The 21,503-nt window shown below is 35.8% G+C and carries 12 protein-coding genes; 11 read left to right on the forward strand and 1 reads right to left on the reverse strand.

Going from position 1 to position 21,503, the window contains the following annotated elements; genetic code table 11:
• Positions 1-1,151: 1,151 nt before the first annotated feature.
• The 11 genes from OLM54_RS09690 to OLM54_RS09740 all read left to right on the forward strand — a co-directional run bounded on the left by OLM54_RS09690 (position 1,152) and on the right by OLM54_RS09740 (position 19,824).
• Positions 1,152-4,277 (forward strand): SusC/RagA family TonB-linked outer membrane protein, encoded by a 3,126-nt coding sequence (locus OLM54_RS09690; RefSeq protein WP_264538378.1) that lies wholly within the window; start codon positions 1,152-1,154, stop codon positions 4,275-4,277.
• A 17-nt stretch (positions 4,278-4,294) separates the two neighbouring features.
• The gene (locus OLM54_RS09695; protein ID WP_264538379.1) at positions 4,295-5,770 is read left to right on the forward strand and encodes a RagB/SusD family nutrient uptake outer membrane protein; all 1,476 of its coding nucleotides are present in this window, start codon (positions 4,295-4,297) and stop codon (positions 5,768-5,770) included.
• A gap of 18 nt (positions 5,771-5,788) precedes the next feature.
• Positions 5,789-7,357, forward strand: a complete 1,569-nt coding sequence (locus tag OLM54_RS09700; protein WP_264538380.1) for an arylsulfatase — start codon at positions 5,789-5,791, stop codon at positions 7,355-7,357.
• Between the two features lie 45 nt (positions 7,358-7,402).
• A complete protein-coding gene (locus OLM54_RS09705) occupies positions 7,403-9,337 on the forward strand; it encodes an arylsulfatase (protein WP_264538381.1) in 1,935 nt (644 codons plus the stop codon).
• A 462-nt stretch (positions 9,338-9,799) separates the two neighbouring features.
• A complete protein-coding gene (locus OLM54_RS09710) occupies positions 9,800-10,867 on the forward strand; it encodes a sterol desaturase family protein (RefSeq protein WP_264538382.1) in 1,068 nt (355 codons plus the stop codon).
• A gap of 292 nt (positions 10,868-11,159) precedes the next feature.
• On the forward strand, positions 11,160-11,873 hold the full coding sequence (locus OLM54_RS09715) for a thioredoxin domain-containing protein (protein WP_264538383.1): 714 nt from the start codon (positions 11,160-11,162) through the stop codon (positions 11,871-11,873).
• 172 nt (positions 11,874-12,045) lie between these two features.
• A complete protein-coding gene (locus OLM54_RS09720) occupies positions 12,046-13,665 on the forward strand; it encodes a sulfatase-like hydrolase/transferase (protein WP_264538384.1) in 1,620 nt (539 codons plus the stop codon).
• 178 nt (positions 13,666-13,843) lie between these two features.
• Positions 13,844-15,106: a YeiH family protein gene (locus tag OLM54_RS09725; RefSeq protein ID WP_264538385.1), complete on the forward strand. Its 1,263-nt coding sequence runs from the start codon at positions 13,844-13,846 to the stop codon at positions 15,104-15,106.
• Positions 15,107-15,189: 83 nt separating this feature from the next.
• On the forward strand, positions 15,190-16,845 hold the full coding sequence (locus tag OLM54_RS09730; protein ID WP_264538386.1) for an arylsulfatase: 1,656 nt from the start codon (positions 15,190-15,192) through the stop codon (positions 16,843-16,845).
• Positions 16,846-16,979: 134 nt separating this feature from the next.
• Complete coding sequence (locus OLM54_RS09735; RefSeq protein ID WP_264538387.1) at positions 16,980-17,900, forward strand: family 2A encapsulin nanocompartment shell protein; 921 nt, start codon at positions 16,980-16,982, stop codon at positions 17,898-17,900.
• Entirely contained in the window at positions 17,884-19,824 is a 1,941-nt protein-coding gene (locus OLM54_RS09740) for a family 2A encapsulin nanocompartment cargo protein cysteine desulfurase (RefSeq protein WP_264538388.1), read from the forward strand. Before OLM54_RS09735 ends, OLM54_RS09740 begins: the two co-directional genes overlap by 17 nt.
• A gap of 241 nt (positions 19,825-20,065) precedes the next feature.
• Here the strand turns inward: OLM54_RS09740 and rocD are convergent, their stop codons facing one another.
• Positions 20,066-21,319: an ornithine--oxo-acid transaminase gene (gene rocD / locus OLM54_RS09745; protein ID WP_264538389.1), complete on the reverse strand. Its 1,254-nt coding sequence runs from the start codon at positions 21,317-21,319 to the stop codon at positions 20,066-20,068.
• Positions 21,320-21,503: the final 184 nt, after the last annotated feature.

A 21,503-nucleotide genomic window follows, 5' to 3' on the forward strand; every position in this document is an offset into this window, starting at 1 on the left:
TATTTTTTAATATGGATTTTAACAAATTGGTATTCAATTAAAAAAAGGATTCTTTACTTTAAAACACAAAATTGATTAAATAAATTCTTACACAAAATGACAATTGTCATATATGAAATACATTTCAAATTTTTAATATTTTATAATTAATATAAAAAATGAGTGTTTAGGTATTGTTATTCTGGCAGGTATAATGAAGGAAATAAAAAGAAGCAGATATCTTTATTTTTGCATAAATTTAGTAATAAAATTCTACTAAAATGGATTTATTTTTTATTTTTTAAAACATAAACAACTCATACACTTATAATTAGCATTTACAAACCGAAAATTAAATTTAAATTGATTTTTTGAGACTGCTTTTTCTCAAAAAAATAGCATTAAATTCTAAATCAGTGCTTAACGTGACGTTTTATGGTTCTGTTTTGAAATTTACAAGTAATTCAGAGCGAATATATTAAGTATAAAATACTACATTTTGTGGTTTGTATAATAGTAATTTTTAACATTTATAAGTTTTTCAAAAATGCAAATAAACAACTGAAAATCAATAAATTAAACTCTAAAAACACGAGTAAATCTTGCTTATAAATTAGCCGTTTTAAAAAAAAATGTATTTTTTTTTGGATTTTATTATATTAAAATTAACTTTGTCTATAGGATTAGTAGAGTTTAAAATTATATTTGAAATCAAAAAAACTATATTTTGAAAACAACCGAAAGCATATCGTATTACATTCTTCCTAAAAAATACACTTATAACACATTCTGTTATATGTGCTTCTGTTGCTAAATCTCTCGGCATCACTTTCGTTTTATATCGATTTATAAATAATCGGATAAAAAAAACGAGTCCAAAAAAACACACCAAAAGTTTCTTATTGAAAATTACAAAATCTATCAGATACCTGAATTTGTATCGAAATGATTCCTGAAACTATACCTATAAATCCAAAAAAAATAATTAATAACTAAAAAAACTAAAATGAAAAATATGCAATGTTGCTGTAAATAAATAAAAAAGCCATTTCTGCGGCAACAGAAATGGCGAGGCTTAAAGAAAATTTATCGCTAAATGAAAGAACCTGTATGAGAGTTGAAATATCAACTTTCAAGGCTCCTTGTTAATTACTAAAAACCAATACAAAGAAATGAAAAAATATTTAAACATATACTCATTGCTTTTTCTCCTTCTGTTATCAGCAGGAATTAATGCTCAAAATACAACCCCGCTTATACAATCTAAACTCGACGGAACTGTTGTCGACGACATTACAAATCAGCCTATTATAGGCGCTTCTGTAAACATAAAAGGTACAACGCACGGTGTTGTAACCGATGCAGAAGGAAAATTTTATTTTCAAACCGGTCAAAAACTTCCTTATACTTTAATAGTAAGTTATATTGGATATAAGAAAACTGAAATAATAGTTGACAAAAATCCGGTTACGATTAGCTTAAAAGAAGAAAGACAGGAACTGGACGAATTAGTTGTTGTTGGATACGGAACGCAAAAGAGAAAAGATATTACTGGTTCTGTAGCTTCTGTGCCAAAAGCCAATTTATCTCAGGTAACCTCATCGGCAGATAATTTATTAAGAGGCGCCGTTGCGGGAGTTGTAGTTACACAAAGTTCAGGACGTCCTGGTGCATCTTCAAGTGTACGTATTCGTGGCGGAAACTCTATTACAGCGGGTAACGAACCTTTGTATGTTTTAGACGGAATCTTAATATATAATGACAACAATAATGGTTCGGCAGGAGTTTCAAATGCCGGGGCAAGTATTAATGTATTGTCTACTATAAATCCTGCTGATATTGAATCTATTGAGGTTTTAAAAGATGCATCGGCAACTGCTATTTATGGTTCACGCGGCTCAAATGGTGTTGTTATTATTACGACTAAAAAAGGTACAAAAGGTCAGGATAGTATTTCGTATCAGGGTTATTTTGGATTTCAGGATGTGTCAAAAAAACTTCATTTAATGAATGCCAGCCAATGGGCAAGTTTGCGAAATGATGTTCAGGCAAGTATTGGTCAGGCACCATCTTTTAGTGATGCGCAAATCGAAGCTTTTAAAACTTCAGGCGGATACGACTGGCAATCGGCTGCTTTTAGATCTGCCGCTCCCGTTCAAAATCATCAGCTTTCTTTTTCAGGCGGTGACGAAAGATCTCGTTACGCTATTTCTGCAGGATATTTTGATCAGGAAGGAACTGTTATTGGATCTGATTTTAAAAGAATTTCTCTTCGTATTAACTATGAAAAAAACTATTCTCAGAATTTTAAATTTGGCGTAAACGCTAATTATAGTAACTCAATTTCAAATGGTGTAGGAACAAACAGCGCTGGCGGAAGAACTCCGAATCCGTTGGTAAGCGCCGTACTTACTGCTCCGGTAGTGCCTATTAAAAATGCAGACGGAAGTTATAATGTAACCAATAATATTTATGCAACTTCTGTAAATGGTTTTGTTCCAAATCCTATTAACGATTTAGAAAATACAATTAACGAAACTAAAATCAACAGAATCCTAACCAGCTTATTTGGTGAATATAAAATCACTAAAAAGCTAACTGCAAAAGTGGCTGTAAGCGGCGACGTAATTAACACGAAACAAAATTATTATGCGCCTGCAAATACAACAAACGGTGCAGGAACAAAAGGATTGGCGTCTATTGGAGACCGATTGGTAAGTTCTGTATTGAATGAAAATACGCTGAATTATAATACCACTTTCGGTGAAAACCATAAATTTTCAGCTTTAGGAGGTTATACGCTTCAATATACACAAGGTGAAACGGTAACGGCAGGTGCAAACACTTTTGTAAACGATGCAAATACGTACAATTCTATTCAGGATGGTGTTCCTGTAAAACCATATAGTGATGCATTCGAAAGTGTTTTAAAATCATGGCTTGCCAGAGTAAATTACTCTTACAGAGGAAAATACAACTTTACACTTTCCGGACGTGCAGATGGTTCTTCAAGATTTGGTTCTAAATCACTTTGGGGATATTTCCCGTCAGCAGGTTTTTCATGGAATATTACTGATGAAGAATTCGCCAATAACATTAAAGGTGTAACCGAAGCCAAACTTAGACTTACAGCAGGAACAACAGGAAATCAGGAAATTGGAAATTATCTTTCACTGGCTTCAATGGGGTCTGTAAATTATTCTTTTGGAGGTACTTTATATACAGGATTAGCCCCTACCCGTTTGGCAAATCCGGATTTGAAATGGGAAAAAACAACGCAATATAATGTTGGTTTGGATTTATCATTATTAGACAGAAAAGTAAATTTTGTTTTTGATGTTTATTACAAAAAAACAAACGATTTATTAATCAGCGTTCCGGTGCCGTTAACTTCAGGATATGCGAGTGTACTTCAAAACATTGGAGGTGTTGAAAATAAAGGTCTTGAAATTGGTTTAACGACTGAAAATTTAAGAACAGAAAACTTTTCATGGAACTCAAACATTGTGTTTTCTGCAAACAGAAATAAAGTAGTTTCTATAGGAAATGGCGTTGATCAGTTTTTTCCTGTAGTGCCAAACGGCTCCTTATTACAGCAACAGCCTGTAACGGTTAAAGTTGGTTTGCCTTTGGGAACTTTCTGGGGATACAAAACAAATGGTATTTTCCAGACTCAGGAAGAAGTAAATACACAACCAAAAATAAACAGTCTTGCCAATACAAAAGTGGGAGACAGAAAGTATGTTGATACCAACGGAGACGGTGTAATTACAGCGCTTGATAAAGGAAATTTAGGAACATCGCAGCCAAAATTTGTGGCAAGTTTCAGCAACACGATTTCGTATCATGACTTCGATTTAAATTTCTCTTTTCAGGGATCTTATGGCGCAAAAATCTTCAACGCTTTAAATCAGCAGTTAGAAATTTCTACACTTGGTACCAATGCTAATGTTACTTTGGTAGACCGTTGGACTCCGGCAAACCCAACCAACGACGTTCCAAGAGCATCAAGTTCTCCTTTAGGAATTGTTTCTGAGCGCTATGTTGAAGATGCTTCTTTTGTTAGATTAAAATTAATCACGCTTGGTTATACATTACCAAAAAGCACTTCTAAAAAACTGGGAGCAACAAGCGTGAAATTCTATGTCTCTGCAGAAAATCTGGTTACATGGACAAAATACACCGGATTTGATCCTGAGGTAAGTTCATACGAACAAAATAACTTATATCCGGGAATTGATTTTGGTTCTTATCCAAACTCAAGAACATTCATTTCCGGTCTGAACGTAACTTTCTAAGTAAAAAAAAATAAACGATGAAAAAGATAATCATAACAATAATAGTAAGCGCCACGTTACTTGTATCGTGCGCAGATTTAGAGGTAACGCCAACCTCTTTTGTAACCGAAGATAATTACTTCAAGACTCAGGATGACGCTGTTGCAAGTGTAACTGCGGTTTATGCTTCATTAAGCCTTGATCCGGGTGAACAAAGTTTATTTGGAAGAAACCTTTATTTCTTAACCGATATGGGTTCTGATTATGCAGCAGCGGGAGTTTCTGCAACAAATCCGCAGGTACGAGCCATGAGCGCCTTAACACACGACGCTACTAATGACCGCGTTCAGGTTGCGTGGAGACAAATTTATGCCGGAATTAACAGAGCCAATGTTTCTATTGATAATATCCCGAAAGTTTCAGGTTCTGAAGTAGTTAAAACCAGATTAATTAATGAAGCAAAATTTATTAGAGGTTTATTATACTTTCAGGCAGTTCGCCTTTGGGGAGGAGTTCCGATTGTTTTGCACGAACCAACTTCTATTCAGTTAGAAAGTTTAAAATCAAAAAGAGCAACAGTTGATGAAGTGTACACGCAGATTATTTCTGATTTAAAAGATGCCGAAAACTTACCTCCTACTTATACTGCTGCCGATGCCGGACGTGCAACATCCGGAGCTGCAAAAGCTATTTTAACAAAAGTATATATAACACGAAAAGATTGGCCAAATACAATTGCAAAAGCAAGAGAAGTCATCAATGGCGGTTACGGATATGCTTTGTTCGAAAACTTTCAGGATATATTTACTAAAACGAAAAAGAACGGAAAAGAGCATATTTTCTCTGTTCAGTTTGAGCCAAATCAGGCAGGAAACGGATCTAGCGGAAGCACTTTTCAATCTACTTCTTTTACCGGATTTACAGCTACAGAACCTGCTGATATTATCTCTGACGTAGCTTTGTTTTACGACATTTATGCTCCGGGAGATACACGCAGAGATGTGAGTTACGCCAAACAATTAGTAAACCCAACAACCGGAACTTTGTATACTTTTCCAAAACCAATTTTTAAAAAATATTTGGATTTGACCAATTTGGCAACGCCCGGAAATGTCGCAATCAATTTTCCTCTTATTCGTTATGCCGATATTTTATTGTCTTTGGCAGAAGCCATAAATGAACAGGGAGCGCCCACTGCTGAAGCTTACGAATTGATTAATCAGGTAAGAAGAAGAGCTTTTGGAAAACCAATTACGACTCCTGATGCTACCGTAGATTTGGCTGGTTTGGATCAAATCTCTTTTAGAGCAGCTATTCAGGAAGAACGCAAAAAAGAATTTGTTCAGGAAGGACAAAGATGGTTTGACTTAGTACGCTGGGGAACTTTGGTTACCGAAGTAAAAAAAGTAACCGCTAAAAATTCAGTTTCTGAAAAAAATAATCTTTATCCAATTCCGCAAAGCGAAAGAAATTTTGATCCGGTTGGATTGCCACAAAATCCGGGATATAATTAACCACAACCAAAACTATAAATGATTAAAAAACTGCTCATTATTGCCCTATTGGTTGTTGCACAATCTTCGCTATTTGCCCAGAAAAAGCAACCTAATATCATCGTCATTTTGGCAGATGATCTGGGTTTCTCAGATATTGGTGCTTTTGGCTCAGAAATTTACACACCAAACTTGAATAAGCTCGCTCAAAACGGGCTTATTCTAAAGCAATTTTACAATGCAGGGCGATGTTGTCCTTCTCGGGCGTCATTGCTCACGGGTTTGTATCCGCATCAGGCAGGCGTTGGAGACATGGTTCAGGACAAAGGATTTCCAGCCTATCAGGGATATTTAAACGAGCATTGTATTACGATTGGGCAAGCACTTAAACAGGCAGGATACAACACGATTGTTTCAGGAAAATGGCATGTTGGTTTAGTACCATCAGCTTGGGCGGTGAATCGGGGATTTGATGATTCTTTTACTTTACAAAATAACGGAAGCAGTTATTTCAACTCGCAGCCTTTGTATAATGACGGAAGAAAAGTCACTTTTTTGAAAGGAGATAAAGAAATTATCCGCACGGATACGGCTACTTATCTGACACAAGAGATTACCAATTTTGCTATAAATTCTTTAGAAAAACAGCGAAATCAGCAAAAGCCATTTTTTCTTTATGTTGCTTATAATGCACCACATTGGCCCATTCAGGCATTGCCGGAAGATATTGCAAAATACAAAGGTAAATACCTCGAAGGCTGGGATAAATTGAGAGCAAGCCGTTTTAAAAAATTAAAAGAACTGGGAATCATTGATAAAAACTGGGACTTATCAAGTCGTTTTGAAAAAGTACCGGATTGGGAAAAACTAAGCGCCGAAGAAAAAGACAAATGGGATACACGAATGGCAATTTACGCCGCCATGATCGACAGAATGGATGCCGGAATTGGAGAAATCCTGCAGAAAGTGAAGTCTTTGGGAGAAGAAAATAATACGCTTGTTCTTTTTCTTTCAGATAATGGAGGAAGTGCCGATGATGTGAAAAACTGGAATTATGTTACACAAAAAAACGGAACACCAGGTTCAGTTGCATCAATTGACAGTTATGAAAGCCCGTGGGGAAATGTGAGCAACACGCCATTTCAATTATTCAAAAAAAACACCCACGAAGGCGGGATTGCCTCCCCTTTTATTGCTTATTATCCAAACCATATTAAGGCAAGGACACAAAGCAACAGAGTAAGTCATTTGATCGATATTTTTCCAACTTTTCTGGAATATGCCGGTTTTCAATATCCCGATACTTTTCAGGGAAAAAGTCTCACGCCATTAGAAGGAATTAGTTTAAAAAAGGAATTTGAAGGACAAAAATCTGAAGCACATGAAGCCTTGTTTTGGGAACACGAAGGCAGCAAAGCAGTAAGAAAAGGCGATTGGAAAGCAGTAGCCGAAAACAATCAGCCTTGGGAATTATACAATCTTGCTACAGACCGGACAGAAACAAAAAACGTAGCAAAATCAGAACCAAAACTACTCCAGAACCTGATTGAATTACACCAGCAATGGTCCGTAAAAGTAGGTGTCGAAGATTGGAATAAAATAAAATAGCATAGTTAAAATATTGATTACGATTAACCAACAAACTATTTAAATATGAAAAAAATTAATAATAACAGTACAATCAAAAGTCCTAAAAAAGGGCTTTTGATTACTGCACTACTTGTAGCACAATTAGGAGCAGTACAAGGATTTGCACAATCAAATCCTGATCAGGAATTTAAAGGTACAATTGGAAAAACCTTAGCCGATTCTAAAGAATATTGGCCTGAGCCGGTAAAAGCGCCACAAGGTGCGCCAAATATCGTTTGGATATTATTAGACGATGTTGGTTTTGGAGCTTCAAGTAGTTTTGGAGGATTAATACAAACACCCACTTTTGATGAATTGGCTAATAACGGTTTACGTTATACAAATTTCCATACAACAGCAATTTGTGCGCCTACCCGCGCCGCTTTATTAACCGGAAGAAATTCAGGACGAGTGCATGTTAGCGGTTTCTCTCACACGGTTTTATCAGCAGGTTTTCCGGGTTGGGATGGCAGAATTCCATCTGATAAAGGAACAATTGCAGAGATTTTAAGAGACAAAGGATACAACACTTTTGCAGTTGGTAAATACGGATTAACGCCTGACGAAGAAGCTTCAGACGCCGGACCGTTTGACAGATGGCCGACAGGAAAAGGTTTTGAACACTTTTTTGGTTTCTTAGGATCTCAAACGGATCAGTACAAACCTGATTTAGTGGAAGATAATACACACATTGTTCCTGACGGAAGACACTTAACAGAGCAAATTACGGATAAAGCAATTACGTACATTAAAAACCAACATAAAGCGGCTCCAAACAAACCATTCTTTTTGTACTATGCGCCGGGAGCAGTCCATGCACCTCATCAGGTTGAAGAAAAATGGAGCGATCAATACAAAGGAAAATTTGATGATGGCTGGGATGCTTACCGCGAAAAAGTATTGGCAAACCAAAAGAAATTAGGTGTAATTCCTGCCAATGCCGTTTTACCGGAACGTAATCCGCTTATTACAGACTGGAAAAAATTAACGCCGGATCAAAAGAAAGTTTATGCACGTTTCATGGAAGTTTACGCCGGATATCTTACGTATACAGATTACGAAATTGGAAGAGTTGTAAATTATCTAAAAGAAACCAATCAACTTGAAAACACTTTGATTTTTGTTGCGATTGGCGATAACGGAGCAAGTAAAGAAGGTACAACGCAAGGTACAATCAACCAAAATTTATTTGCCGGCGGCGTATCTGATGAAAAAAATCTTCAGGATAATTTAAACAACATTGGAGAAATTGGAACTGCAAAAGGTTTAAATACCAATTATCCATTAGGTTGGGCTCAGGCAACTAATTCACCTTTTAAAAACTGGAAACAAGATGCACATTCTGAAGGCGGAACGCGCAATCCGTTGATTGTTTATTATCCAAAAGGAATTAAAGATAAAGGCGGAATCAGAAATCAATACAGCCACGTAACTGATTTATTGCCAACAACATTGGATATTGCAGGACTTAAAGCTCCGGAAACTATCCGTGAAATCAAACAGGATAAAATTCAGGGTTCATCTTTCTATGCTTCCTTAAATGATGCAAAAGCAGAATCATTACACAAAGTACAATACTATTATATTTTTGGAAACAGAGCTATTTACAAAGATGGATGGAAAGCCGCTGCGGCACATTTACCGGATTCTTTTGCTTTGAAAAATAATTTGGGTAAAGGCGAAAAACCTGCACCAAGCAATTTTGATGCTGATGTTTGGGAATTGTACAACTTAAACGAAGATTTTAACGAGCGTAACAATCTTGCTAAAAAATATCCTGAAAAATTAGCCGAACTTCAAAAATTATTTGATGAACAAGCGAAGGAAAATAACGTTTATCCGCTAATCGACTGGCAGGATGTATTTAGCAGAAGAATACATAATAACGGAACTGATAAAAGTAAAAATCTTCAGGAATTAATTCGTCAGGCAAATAAACCAGCCGGAAGTACCAATTAAAATTATAAGCAACCCAACCTGCAAGGTTTTCAAAACCTTGTAGGTTTAAATAAGATTTTGCAAGTCTCAAATCATACCTACAAGGTTTTGAAAACCTTGCAGGATTACATAAAAAAATCAATCAAAAAGTAAAACAATACCATTTTTGACAGGATTGTAACAAAATTCATGAAAATAAATAAAATAAATTCTACTAAATCTATAGAGTTAAAAGAATAAATTTTTATTTTTGTGATATACAAAGCATTATTGATTTTCAGGACAAGTCTAAAGAGTTCTTGAAAATTAAAAAAATACCCTTTAAAAAAAATAAATAATAACATAAAACACAAGATAATGAAACGAGTAGACTATGAAATTATCGGAAAAAAGATTGTCGTTGGCGCAATTGTATTTCTAGTTCCACTGGCGATTTTAGCAGGTGGTTTAGCATTAATTAATCAAATTTTAAAATAAGAAATCATGGCAATAGTTCAAAAAGAAAAACTAACAAGAGATTTAAGCATCAGTCTTTTAATATACAGTTTGCCTGTAGTGGCAATTTTCCTTTATTTTAAACTAACAAATGGTGTTGTAGCAGAATCACATATCACATTACCAGCATTTTTACAATTTGCACAACCTGCATTTCAACACATTAGAACCTGGGGATTAATCGTTTTCATGCTTGTTTTAGGAGCAATCGAATTTGCCGCAGGTTTATACGATGACGAATGGACGGGCGAAGAACGTAAAATTGATATCGTTTGTTTCTTAGCTCCAAAATTGCTTTTACCGCCTGTAATTGCATTTTTCAGTTTAACTGCATTACCTTATTTAATTCCAAATTTAGCCAATACACTTTCATGGGTTCCGTTTTGGGGAGGTTTTTTCCTAATCGCCATTGCCGATGATTTAACGCAATATTGGTACCACCGTTTACACCACCAAGTTCCGTTTTTATGGCGTTTTCACAGAACACACCACTCCGCTCCATACATGGGAATGGCGATGGCTTCGAGACAAAACTTTATCTATACTGTGTTATTTTCTCAAATATATTTAACAGCAACTTTAACGTATTTAGGTTTAGGTTTACCGGCACTTTTTGTTTTGGTTATTAAAAGTTTCATCACTTTAGGAGCGCACTCAAGCATTGCATGGGACAAACCTTTTTACAAATACAAAGTTTTACATCCAATTGCATGGGTTTTAGAACGTTTAATCTCAACTCCGGCAACGCATCACGCGCATCATGCTGATACAAGCGGTGACGGTGTTGGACATTTTAAAGGCAACTTCGGAAATATGTTTTTCATCTGGGATGTGATTTTCGGAACGGGTTTAATTACACGTAAATTCCCAAAATCATACGGAATGAAATCATACAAACAAGAAGAATGGTACGCACAATTTTTGTGGCCAATATTCAAATCTAAAAAAGAAGGAAGTGCTTTGGCAGAAGGCGTTTTATCAGTTCCGTTAAAACCAAAAGCAGAACCTGTTGTTGCAGCAAGTCCGGTTTATTACGACGAACCGGCTCAGGTATAAACCTTTCTGGATTTAATCATTGGGTGTCCATAAAAATTTAATTTAACACATAGAAACATAGATTTTTCCTCTTTTCAAAGAAGATTAAATAAATGATACATCATTTACACATAGTCCCGAAGCATCGGGATGTATTAAAATAAGTGGAACGCCTTTTTTAGACTTTCAAAAACTATGTCTCTATGTGTTAAAAATAATTACACCTAAAGGCTTGTCCTAATATAAAATAAATTGGCAGTGTATTCAAAATAATCCTGAATACACTGCCAAACTTATGCAAAAACCAAAAGTTATGAAAAATAAAATACTCAAAACCAGTATTACAACGCTGATATTGCTCTTTACAATTGTAGGTTTTTCGCAAGGAAACAGTGCCAATATATTGTTGGATGCTTTTTATGCTAAAATTAAAAGTCAAAAAAATCCACAGATAATTGATGCCAGAGGCGCAGATGAATTTGCTTTAAATCATATTGAAGGCGCCGTAAATTTCAATCTTAAATCTGAAGATTACGAAAAACAAGTTGCCGCCTTAAATTCGTCGCAACCCGTATTTATTTATTCTATTGCGGCATATCGAAGCGGTCTTTTATCAACTGATTTAGCAAAAAGAGGTTTCTCTGAAGTTTATATTTTAGAAGGCGGAATTGCAAGCTGGATTGGCGGTGGAAAACCTTTTTATACCAATTTAAAAAGCAAATTAACGCTTCCTGAATACAAAAAAATTGTCGCAGATAATCAATATGTTTTGGTAGATATTGGATCAAAATATTGCGCTACCTGCAAAACCGTAAAACCAATTTTAGAAGACCTGAGAACAAAATACGGCGAGAAATTAAAAATCGTTCAAATCGAGTTAGAAGAAAGTCCGCAGGTTATTGCTGATTTAAAAACAGTAAAGGTCTTCCCTACTTTGATTTTATATCAAAACGGAAAAATTATTTTCAAAAAAGATGGCTTAGGAAATCTTAAAACTGCTGTAGATGTGGCTTTGGCTTCAAAATAATTCATACTGTTTGTCATTTCGAGGAACGAGAATCACATCCAGAGAGCAACGTACTGTATGGTTACGTTATGTGATTTCTCCTTGCGTCGAAATGACAAATCTTACCAAAATTTAAAAGAAACTGGACTACTTTGAACATAAAAACCTCAATACCAAAAACTAAATCAAAAACATGGCATCATTCACAAGAATTAAAAAAATACTTATACCAATTCTGCTTGTGCTTTTTATTGCCGTACTATTTTTATTCTGGCCCATTAATACCAATGGAAAATTAATAGAACCGGACAAAAAATTAGTCGACGGAAAAGCAGCATTTCTGGCACAAAAAGACACCTCAAAATCTTCAGAAAAAAAACCTAATATCATCATTCTACTTGCTGATGATTTAGGTAAATACGATATTTCATTATACGGAGGAAAAGCAACGCCAACACCTCAAATTGATTCTTTGGCAGCTTCCGGCGTAACCTTTACAGATGGGTATGTTTCAGCTTCTATTTGTTCGCCATCTCGTGCCGGTTTGTTGACCGGGCGTTATCAGGAACGTTTTGGTCATGAATATCAACCCGGAGACCGATATCCGAAAAATAACTTAGAATATTATGCTTTCAAATATTTGATAAATACCAATAACTGGCGATTAAATCAAAAAATTGAATATCCAAATGATGCTTCGATTGCAACTCAGGGTTTACCGCAATCTGAAATTACTTTTGCAGATTTAGCAAAAAAACAAGGTTATGCAACAGCCATTATAGGAAAATGGCATTTGGGACACAACAAAGGATTTTTTCCGCTGGACAGAGGTTTCGATTACCACTACGGCTTTTATCAGGCATTTTCGCTTTATACGCCCGAAGATGATAATCCGGATATTATCAATCATCATCATAAAGATTTTACCGATAAAACAATTTGGGGGAACGGACGTGTTGGAATTGGACAAATTCGCCGCGATACAACGATTATAAAAAATAAAGCCTATTTAACTGAAACATTTGCTGATGAAGCTGAGGCTTTTATCGACAAAAATAAAACAAAACCATTTTTGCTTTATGTTCCGTTTAATGCACCACACACGCCTTTTCAGGTTCGTAAAAAATATTACGATCGTTTTCCGAATGTAAAAGACGAAAACAAACGCGTGTATTTTGCCATGATCAGCGCGCTTGATGACGCCGTTGGAAGAATTGTTGCCAAAGTAAAAAAAGAAGGTCTTGAAGAAAATACCTTAATCATTTTTGCCAGCGATAACGGCGGCGCAGATTATACTTTTGCCACAACAAATGCGCCATTAAAAGGCGGTAAATTTTCTCATTTTGAAGGCGGAATCAATGTTCCGTTTGCATTGTCATGGAAAGGAAAAATCAAACCGCATACCGTTTATAAAACTCCTGTAAGTTCATTGGATATTTTTAGTACAGTTGCAGCCGTTACACATTCCGGTTTACCAAAAGACAGGGTTTATGATGGTGTCGATTTGATCTCAACCGTAAACAATAATACAGAAGCGCATAAAAATTTATACTGGCGTTCCGGCGATGCAAAAGCAATTCGAAGCGGTGATTGGAAATTAATTATCAGCGGAAAAACACACGAAGAATGGCTTTATAATTTGGCAAACGACAAGTCTGAAACGACAGATCTTTCTCAAAAAAATCCGGCAAAAGTAAAAGAACTTCATGCGGCATTGCAAAACTGGGAAAAAGGTCTTGTAAAACCTTTATGGCCTAATTTAACTTATTACGAATTTGACTTTGGCAAACAAAAATACTTTGTCGATTTGTAATAGTGTAATAAAAAATTAAATCAAACCTCTTTTAATTGCCTCCAGCTTTAGCTGGAGGTTTAAAAATTTAAGCAAAATAAAAGGCTTTAGCCAAATAAATTTCGGCTAAAGCCAATTTCAATTATAATAAGTTATCTCCAGCTAAAGCTGGAGGCAATTCAAAGTAAATACATATACAATGTCAACCCAAACAAAACAATATAATGTTCACGAAGACTGGACGGTTGTAATTCTCGGATTTCTAATTATCGGGATTTCGCTATTTGTTTTTCTTCCAGAAGTTCCTGCTTTCAGCTGGTCAAATAGTACCGATTTAACAACGAAAGTCTTTGCTTTTGAAAACCTGCAAATCCTTTTAATTCAATTTTTATATTTGATTACGATTGGAACTTTAGGTGCTTTTTTAATTGGAAAATCTGTAAAATATTTTCTTTTTACTTTTCCCATAGTTTATTTCTTAACACTGATTGCACTTGTTCTGGCAGGAAATTCAGCTATAAAATCTATCAATTTAGAAGCCGTTATTTTCAGTTTAATAATTGGTTTGGTAATCGGTAATTTCTTCAAACTTCCTGAATGGTTTCGATCAGCGCTTTCTACAGAAGTTTTTGTCAAAATTGGATTGGTTTTATTGGGAACCAGCGTAATTTTTTCAGACATTTTAAAAGCGGGTTCATTAGGATTAATTCAGGCATTGGTTGTGGTTTTATCGGTTTGGTATTTTGCTTTTTGGCTTTGCCGAAAATTAAAAGTTGATGACGAATTAACGATGATGATTTCGAGTGCGGTTTCTATCTGCGGCGTTTCTGCTGCAATTGCAACTTCGGGCGCTATAAAAGGAGATTCAAAAAAACTGTCTTATGTAATTTCGATGGTTTTGGTAACCGCAATTCCCATGATGATTTTTATGCCCATAATTGCTAAACATTTCCATTTTCCCGAAGAAGTAACGGGCGCATGGCTTGGCGGAAGTATCGATACATCCGGCGCAGTTGTCGCCTCCGGAACTTTGGTTGGCGAAACGGCATTGAAAATTAGCACGATTGTAAAATTCTCTCAAAATGTTTTATTAGGAGTGGCCGCTTTTGCAATCTCTGTTTATTGGACATATACACATAATAAATCAGAAGAAGCTGTGGCATCAAAACCAACCCTGAGCGTTATTTGGGAACGTTTTCCGAAATTTGTTATTGGCTTTATTGTCGCTTCACTGGTATTTTCTTTTTTAATTACTCCGGAAGTTCGGGATGAAGTAAAAGACAGTTTAAAAAACCTGCAGGGCATTTGGTTTGCATTGGCTTTTACAAGCATTGGTTTAGAAACTAATTTTAAAGATTTACTCAGCAACAACAGCAAAAAACCTTTATATGCCTTTTTAATCGCGCAATTATTTAATGTGATTATTACGTTGATAATCGCTTTTTTACTGTTTGGCAAATAACCGCAATCATTGTCATTGCAAGGCACGAAGCAACCTCACTAACAATTAGACACAATGTTTGATTTACTAAAATATCAATTACAATGAAAAAAACAATTCTTACACTAAACCTTCTGTTATCAACAGTAGTTTTAGTTTCGGCACAAAACAAAACCACAACCGATACTTCAAAACCCAACATCGTTTTGATTATGGTAGACGATATGGGCTATTCTGATTTAGGAAATTACGGTTCAGAAATTAAAACGCCCAATTTAGATAAACTTGCCAGCGAAGGTTTACGCCTGCGCGAATTTTACAATAATTCGATTTGTGCGCCTACGAGAGCTTCTTTATTAACGGGACAATATCAGCATAAAGCAGGAGTTGGTTTTTTTGATGTCAATTTAGGATTGCCGGCTTATCAGGGCTATTTAAATAAAGAATCATTAACACTTGGCGAAGTTTTTCGTTCAGGCGGTTACAGTACGATTTTATCCGGAAAATGGCATGTTGGTTCAGAAGATCAGGCGCAATGGCCAAACCAAAGAGGTTTTGATAAATTCTACGGAATCTTAAAAGGCGCTTCGAATTATTTTGATACCAAACCTTTGCCTTTCGGAAAAAATCCATATCCGGTTTCTTTAATCAGAAACAATGAAATTTTACATCCAAAAGATGATTCGTATTATTTTACAGATGAAATTGGCAATAACGCGGTTACATTTTTAGATGAACAAAATAAAGAAAACAAACCGTTCTTTTTGTATCTGGCTTTTACGGCTCCGCATTGGCCGTTGCAGGCAAAACCTGTTGACATTGCAAAATACAGAGGCAAGTTTGATGAAGGCTGGGATGTTTTAAGAGAGAAAAGAATTGAGAAACTAAAAGCAAACGGCATTTTACCCGCAGATCAAACCATATCGCCAAGAGATCCTGATGTTCCGGAATGGGATAAATTAACCTACGACGAAAAACAATTCTGGAAAGCCAAAATGGAAGTTTACGCCGCAATGGTTGATAATATGGATCAGAATGTTGGGAAGGTTTTAGAGAAAATAAAAGCGCTGAAAAAAGATAAAAACACATTGATTATTTTCATTTCAGATAATGGTGCACAAGGCGGTTTCAATACGTATAATCCTTTAGGACGCGGACTTGTGAGAAACACGGGACCAGTTGGAACTTCGGGTTCTTTTGATTATCAGGAACAAAACTGGGCGTATTTATCGAATACGCCGCTTCAGCAATATAAAAATAATATGCACGAAGGCGGATTCAGTTCTCCGTTTATTGCGTGGTTTCCATCAAAAATAAAAGCCGGAAGAATCGATAAGGGAACGGGACATATTATTGACCTTGCTCCTACTTTTTATGAATTGGCGGGAATTGAATATCCCAAAGAATATAATGGTGTGACCACAAATCCTTTGGTTGGAAAGAGCTTATTGCCTGTTTTATTTAATAATGTTTCTCAGGTTGACAGAGGCGCACCATTATTTTGGGAAAGAGCCGGAAACAGAGCTGTTCGTGACGGTAAATGGAAATTAGTTTCGATTTATCCGTCTTATGAATGGGAACTTTATGATCTGGATACTGACAGAGGTGAAACCAAAAATGTAGCCAAACAAAATCTTGCGGTTGTGAATCAGTTATCAGCCAAATATTTTGACTGGGCAGATAAAACCGGAGTTGTAGAATATAGTAAATTCAGTTTAAAAGCTGAACAAATGCCTGGTGGTGCAGCGCTAAAAAAATAGAGAAAAATACAAGTATATTTTTTTAACATTTTAGAGTTAATTGTAAATAAATTGAACGTATAATATTTCGGGTGCATTTATTTTTAACATAAATTTACCTATGAACTAATAATAACCTTTAAAACCATTCAGCCATGGCAGAATCAAAACAACAACAGACTGCATTAGGCGATGTTGCAGCAAGACAGTTAGCAATCGCAACACGTACAGTTCCTCAAATAGGAACGACATCGCCACGTTGGTTAACGCATCTTTTACATTGGACTCCGGTCGAATCGGGTGTGTTTCGTTTGAATAAAGTAAAAGACGGAAGTCATATAGAAGTAGATTGTTCTGCAAGAGATGAAAGGGTTTTACCAAATACTTTTGTTGATTATATCGAGAATCCAAGAGAATATAATCTGGCAGCAGTTCAAACAATTGTCGATGTTCATACTCGTGTTTCTGACTTATACAGCAAACCATACAATCAAATTTCTGAGCAGCTTCGTCTGGCAATTGAAACCATTAAGGAACGTCAGGAAAGCGAATTAATCAATAATAAAGATTACGGTTTATTGAGTAATGTGGCTAAATCTCAAATTATAAAAACGCGTACAGGCGCTCCAACTCCGGATGATCTGGACGAATTACTAACTAAAGTATGGAAAGAACCGGGCTTTTTTCTTTTGCATCCGTTGGCTATTGCAGCTTTCGGACGTGAATGTACGCGTCGTGGAGTTCCTCCGCCAACTATTTCTTTATTTGGATCTCAGTTCTTGACATGGAGAGGAATTCCGCTTATTCCATCTGATAAATTACCCATCGTAAACGGGAAATCAAAAATCATTTTATTGCGTACAGGTGAAAGCCGTCAGGGCGTTATCGGACTTATTCAGCCGGGACTTCAGGGTGAACAATCGCCTGGATTATCGGTTCGTTTTATGGGAATAAATGAAAAAGCAATTGCTTCCTATCTGGTTTCTCTTTATTGTTCGTTAGCGATATTGGTTGATGATGCCATTGCCGTATTAGAAGATGTAGAAATAGGAAAGTACCATGAGTATAAATACTAACAACAACGGTTTACCTAACATCGACGATTTGCAGTTTTTAGCAAACGAGCTGTTCAAAACGTTACCCAATGAGTTTCCTAAAGAAATTTCACTGAGTCCGAATAAAGACGAACATCCGCGTGCCGTAAAAGCTGTAGAAACGTTGTTGCAGGCAGGAAATTTAGGCGATTATAACCAATCGACTATTTCGTTGCAGCAGTTAGAAAACATACCGGAAGCACCTCCAGCCTTTGGAGGTTTTGGTGTTTCACCGTCTGTTGCCAGTTTTGGAAATACAGGAATTTCATCTTTATATCCAAATACAATAAGCGGATTTGATCCCAATAGTGCCCTTTCTCCGCTAGAGATTCCGCATGGAAATAATGTGAACCTTAATAATCCGCAAACCGGATTTTCTGATACTAATTTTAAAAATGGAGGAACAGCAGCGTCAACAGAGAAAAATATTTTTTCTGAATTGAATCTCAATCAGCAATATTCACCATTTGAAATTGGCGGTTTTTCGTTTGAAAAAGAATTGGATGAAGCCTTAAAAACAGTTGATACCCAATTTACAAAACGATTAAATATACCTTCAAATCCGGCTGAAATTCCGAATTCATATTATTTCCTCGATCAGAATCCTTTTGCTTTTGATAAAAGAAATACAAATGTGGTACTGGGAAACTCTTTCGATTCAAAGGAATTTCACACTTTAGAAAGTTCTCCTTTTAATGCCAATCTGATTAAAAAAGATTTTCCAATTCTAAATCAAACCGTAAATGGCAAACCGTTAATTTGGTTTGATAACGCGGCAACGACTCAAAAACCTCAATCGGTAATTGATCGTATTGCTTATTTTTATGAGAATGAAAATTCGAATATTCACCGTGCAGCGCATGAATTGGCAGCGAGAGCTTCTGATGCTTACGAAGCAGCGCGTGAAAAAGTAAAAGTTTTTTTGAATACGAATTCTGTAAACGAAGTTGTATTTGTCCGCGGTGCAACAGAAGCAATTAATCTTGTGGCACAAAGCTGGGGCGATCATAATCTGGTTTCCGGCGATGAAATAATCGTTAGTAATCTTGAACATCACGCCAATATTGTACCGTGGAAACGTCTTGCTGATAAAAAAGGATTAAAACTTCGTGTAATTCCGGTTGACGACGACGGGCAAATCCTGTTGGAAGAATATGCCAAATTGCTAAATTCTAAAACGCGTCTCGTTGCTTTTACTCAGGTTTCAAACGCATTGGGAACGGTAACTCCTGCCAAAAAAATAGTTGAAATGGCGCATGCCGCCGGAGCGAAAGTTTTAATTGACGGTGCACAATCTGTTTCGCATATGAAAGTCGATGTTCAGGATTTAAATCCCGATTGGCTGGTTTTTTCCGGACATAAGTTATTTGGTCCTACCGGAATTGGCGTTTTATACGGAAAAGAAGATTTGCTAAACGAAATGCAGCCGTATCAATCTGGCGGAAACATGATTCAGGATGTTACTTTTGAGGAAATAAAATACCACAAAGCACCCAATCGTTTCGAAGCAGGAACAGGAAATATTGCCGACGCTATTGGTCTTGGAGCGGCAATTGATTATGTCACCAAAACCGGAATCGAAGCAATTGGGCAATATGAGCATTTTTTATTAGATTATGCCACGAAGCTTATAAAGGAAATTCCGGGTGTACGATTGATAGGAACTGCAGCTAATAAAGCAAGTGTGCTTTCTTTTAATCTGCAGGGATATTCTAACGATCAGGTTGGTCAGGCGCTAAACAAAGAAGGAATTGCAGTGCGAACCGGACATCATTGTGCGCAGCCTATTTTACGCAGAATGGGTGTTGAAACCACAGTTCGTCCGTCGCTGGCATTTTACAATACTACGCAAGATGTAGATACTTTTATTAAAACGTTGTGGGAACTTAAAAAAGTTAGGTTCTAAAATAAAATGAGCCAATGCATCTGGTACATTGGCTCAAAGAAATAGTTACTTTTTTTTGATATTTTAAGTAATTATAACCAAAAGGCGATTGTTTATACAGTCGCCTTTTTATATTTTTTTAAACACATAGAATCATAGATTCTGTAACCTTAAAAAAGACATTTCATTTATTTAAACAAACATAGTTTGAGTTCGTTATGCGAAAGAAATATGCTTTTGTCTGTTAAAAAAACTTTTTATATTAATCTCTAAAATCGTTTAATGATTTTTCGATAATTTCAAGACATTCCTGTATTTGAGTTTCTGTCATTACCAAAGGCGGCGCTAATCTGATTTTATTTCCGTGAGTTGGTTTTGCCAGTAATCCGTTATCTCTGAATCTTAGGCAAATTTCCCAAGCCAAATCAGAATCTTCTCCACAATTAATTACAATGGCATTTAATAAACCTTTACCACGAACCAGCGTAATTAAATTGTTACGTTCTGCGATTTCGTTTAATCCTTTTCTTAAAATGATTCCTAAACGTTCTGCATTTTCGGCTAATTTTTCGTCTTTTACCACTTCAAGCGCTGCAATGGCAACGGCAGCCGCAACTGGATTTCCTCCAAAAGTAGAACCGTGCTGTCCTGGTTTTATTACATTCATGATTTCATTATTCGCCAAAACTGCCGAAACAGGATAAACTCCGCCAGAAATTGCTTTTCCTAAAATCAAAATATCAGGCTGAACATTTTCATGATGAACGGCTAATAATTTTCCGGTACGTGCAATTCCCGTTTGAACCTCATCTGCAATAAACAATACATTATGTTTTTCACACAATGCTTTTGCTTTCGCCAAATATCCTTCTGATGGAACATAAACTCCTGCTTCACCCTGAATTGGTTCTACTAAAAATCCGGCAATATTTTTTGATGATTCTAAAACTTTTTCCAAAGCTTCAAGATTATCGTATTCAATTTTTATAAATCCATCTGTAAAAGGTCCGAAGTTTTTACGGGCACTTTCATCATTCGAAAATGAAATAATAGTTGTTGTTCTTCCGTGAAAATTATTTTCGCAAACAATAACCTGCGCTAAATTTTCATGAATTCCTTTTACTTCATACGCCCATTTTCTACAAAGTTTCAAAGCCGTTTCTACCGCTTCTGCTCCCGTATTCATTGGTAAAACTTTATCAAAACCAAAATAATTGGTCACATATTCTTCGTAGTTTCCTAATTTATCATTGTAAAAAGCTCTTGAAGTCAAAGTCAGTTTTTGCGCCTGATCGACCATTGCCTGCACAATTTTTGGATGACAATGTCCCTGATTTACTGCAGAATAAGCAGACAGAAAATCATAATATTTTTTTCCGTCAACATCCCAGACATATACACCTTCTCCTCTTTCTAAAACTACCGGAAGCGGATGGTAATTGTGAGCTCCGTATTTATTCTCTTTTTCGATTAAAACTTCCGATTTTGACGAAAGAATTTCTTGTGTATGTGCCATAATATTTCTTTTTATTGAAACAAAAATATAAAATTTATTCATTTAAAGGTATGAAATAGATATATTTAACTTATTAATTGATATTTTAAAATCAAAATAACTTATTTTTACACTAATTAAAGTCATATCTTATTATAATCCTAAGTTTCAAATAAGAGTTATTTTTATCTTTACAAAAATTAAA

The organism is Flavobacterium sp. N1736 (genome assembly GCF_025947065.1).
In the GTDB taxonomy this organism is placed as follows: Bacteria; Bacteroidota; Bacteroidia; order Flavobacteriales; family Flavobacteriaceae; genus Flavobacterium.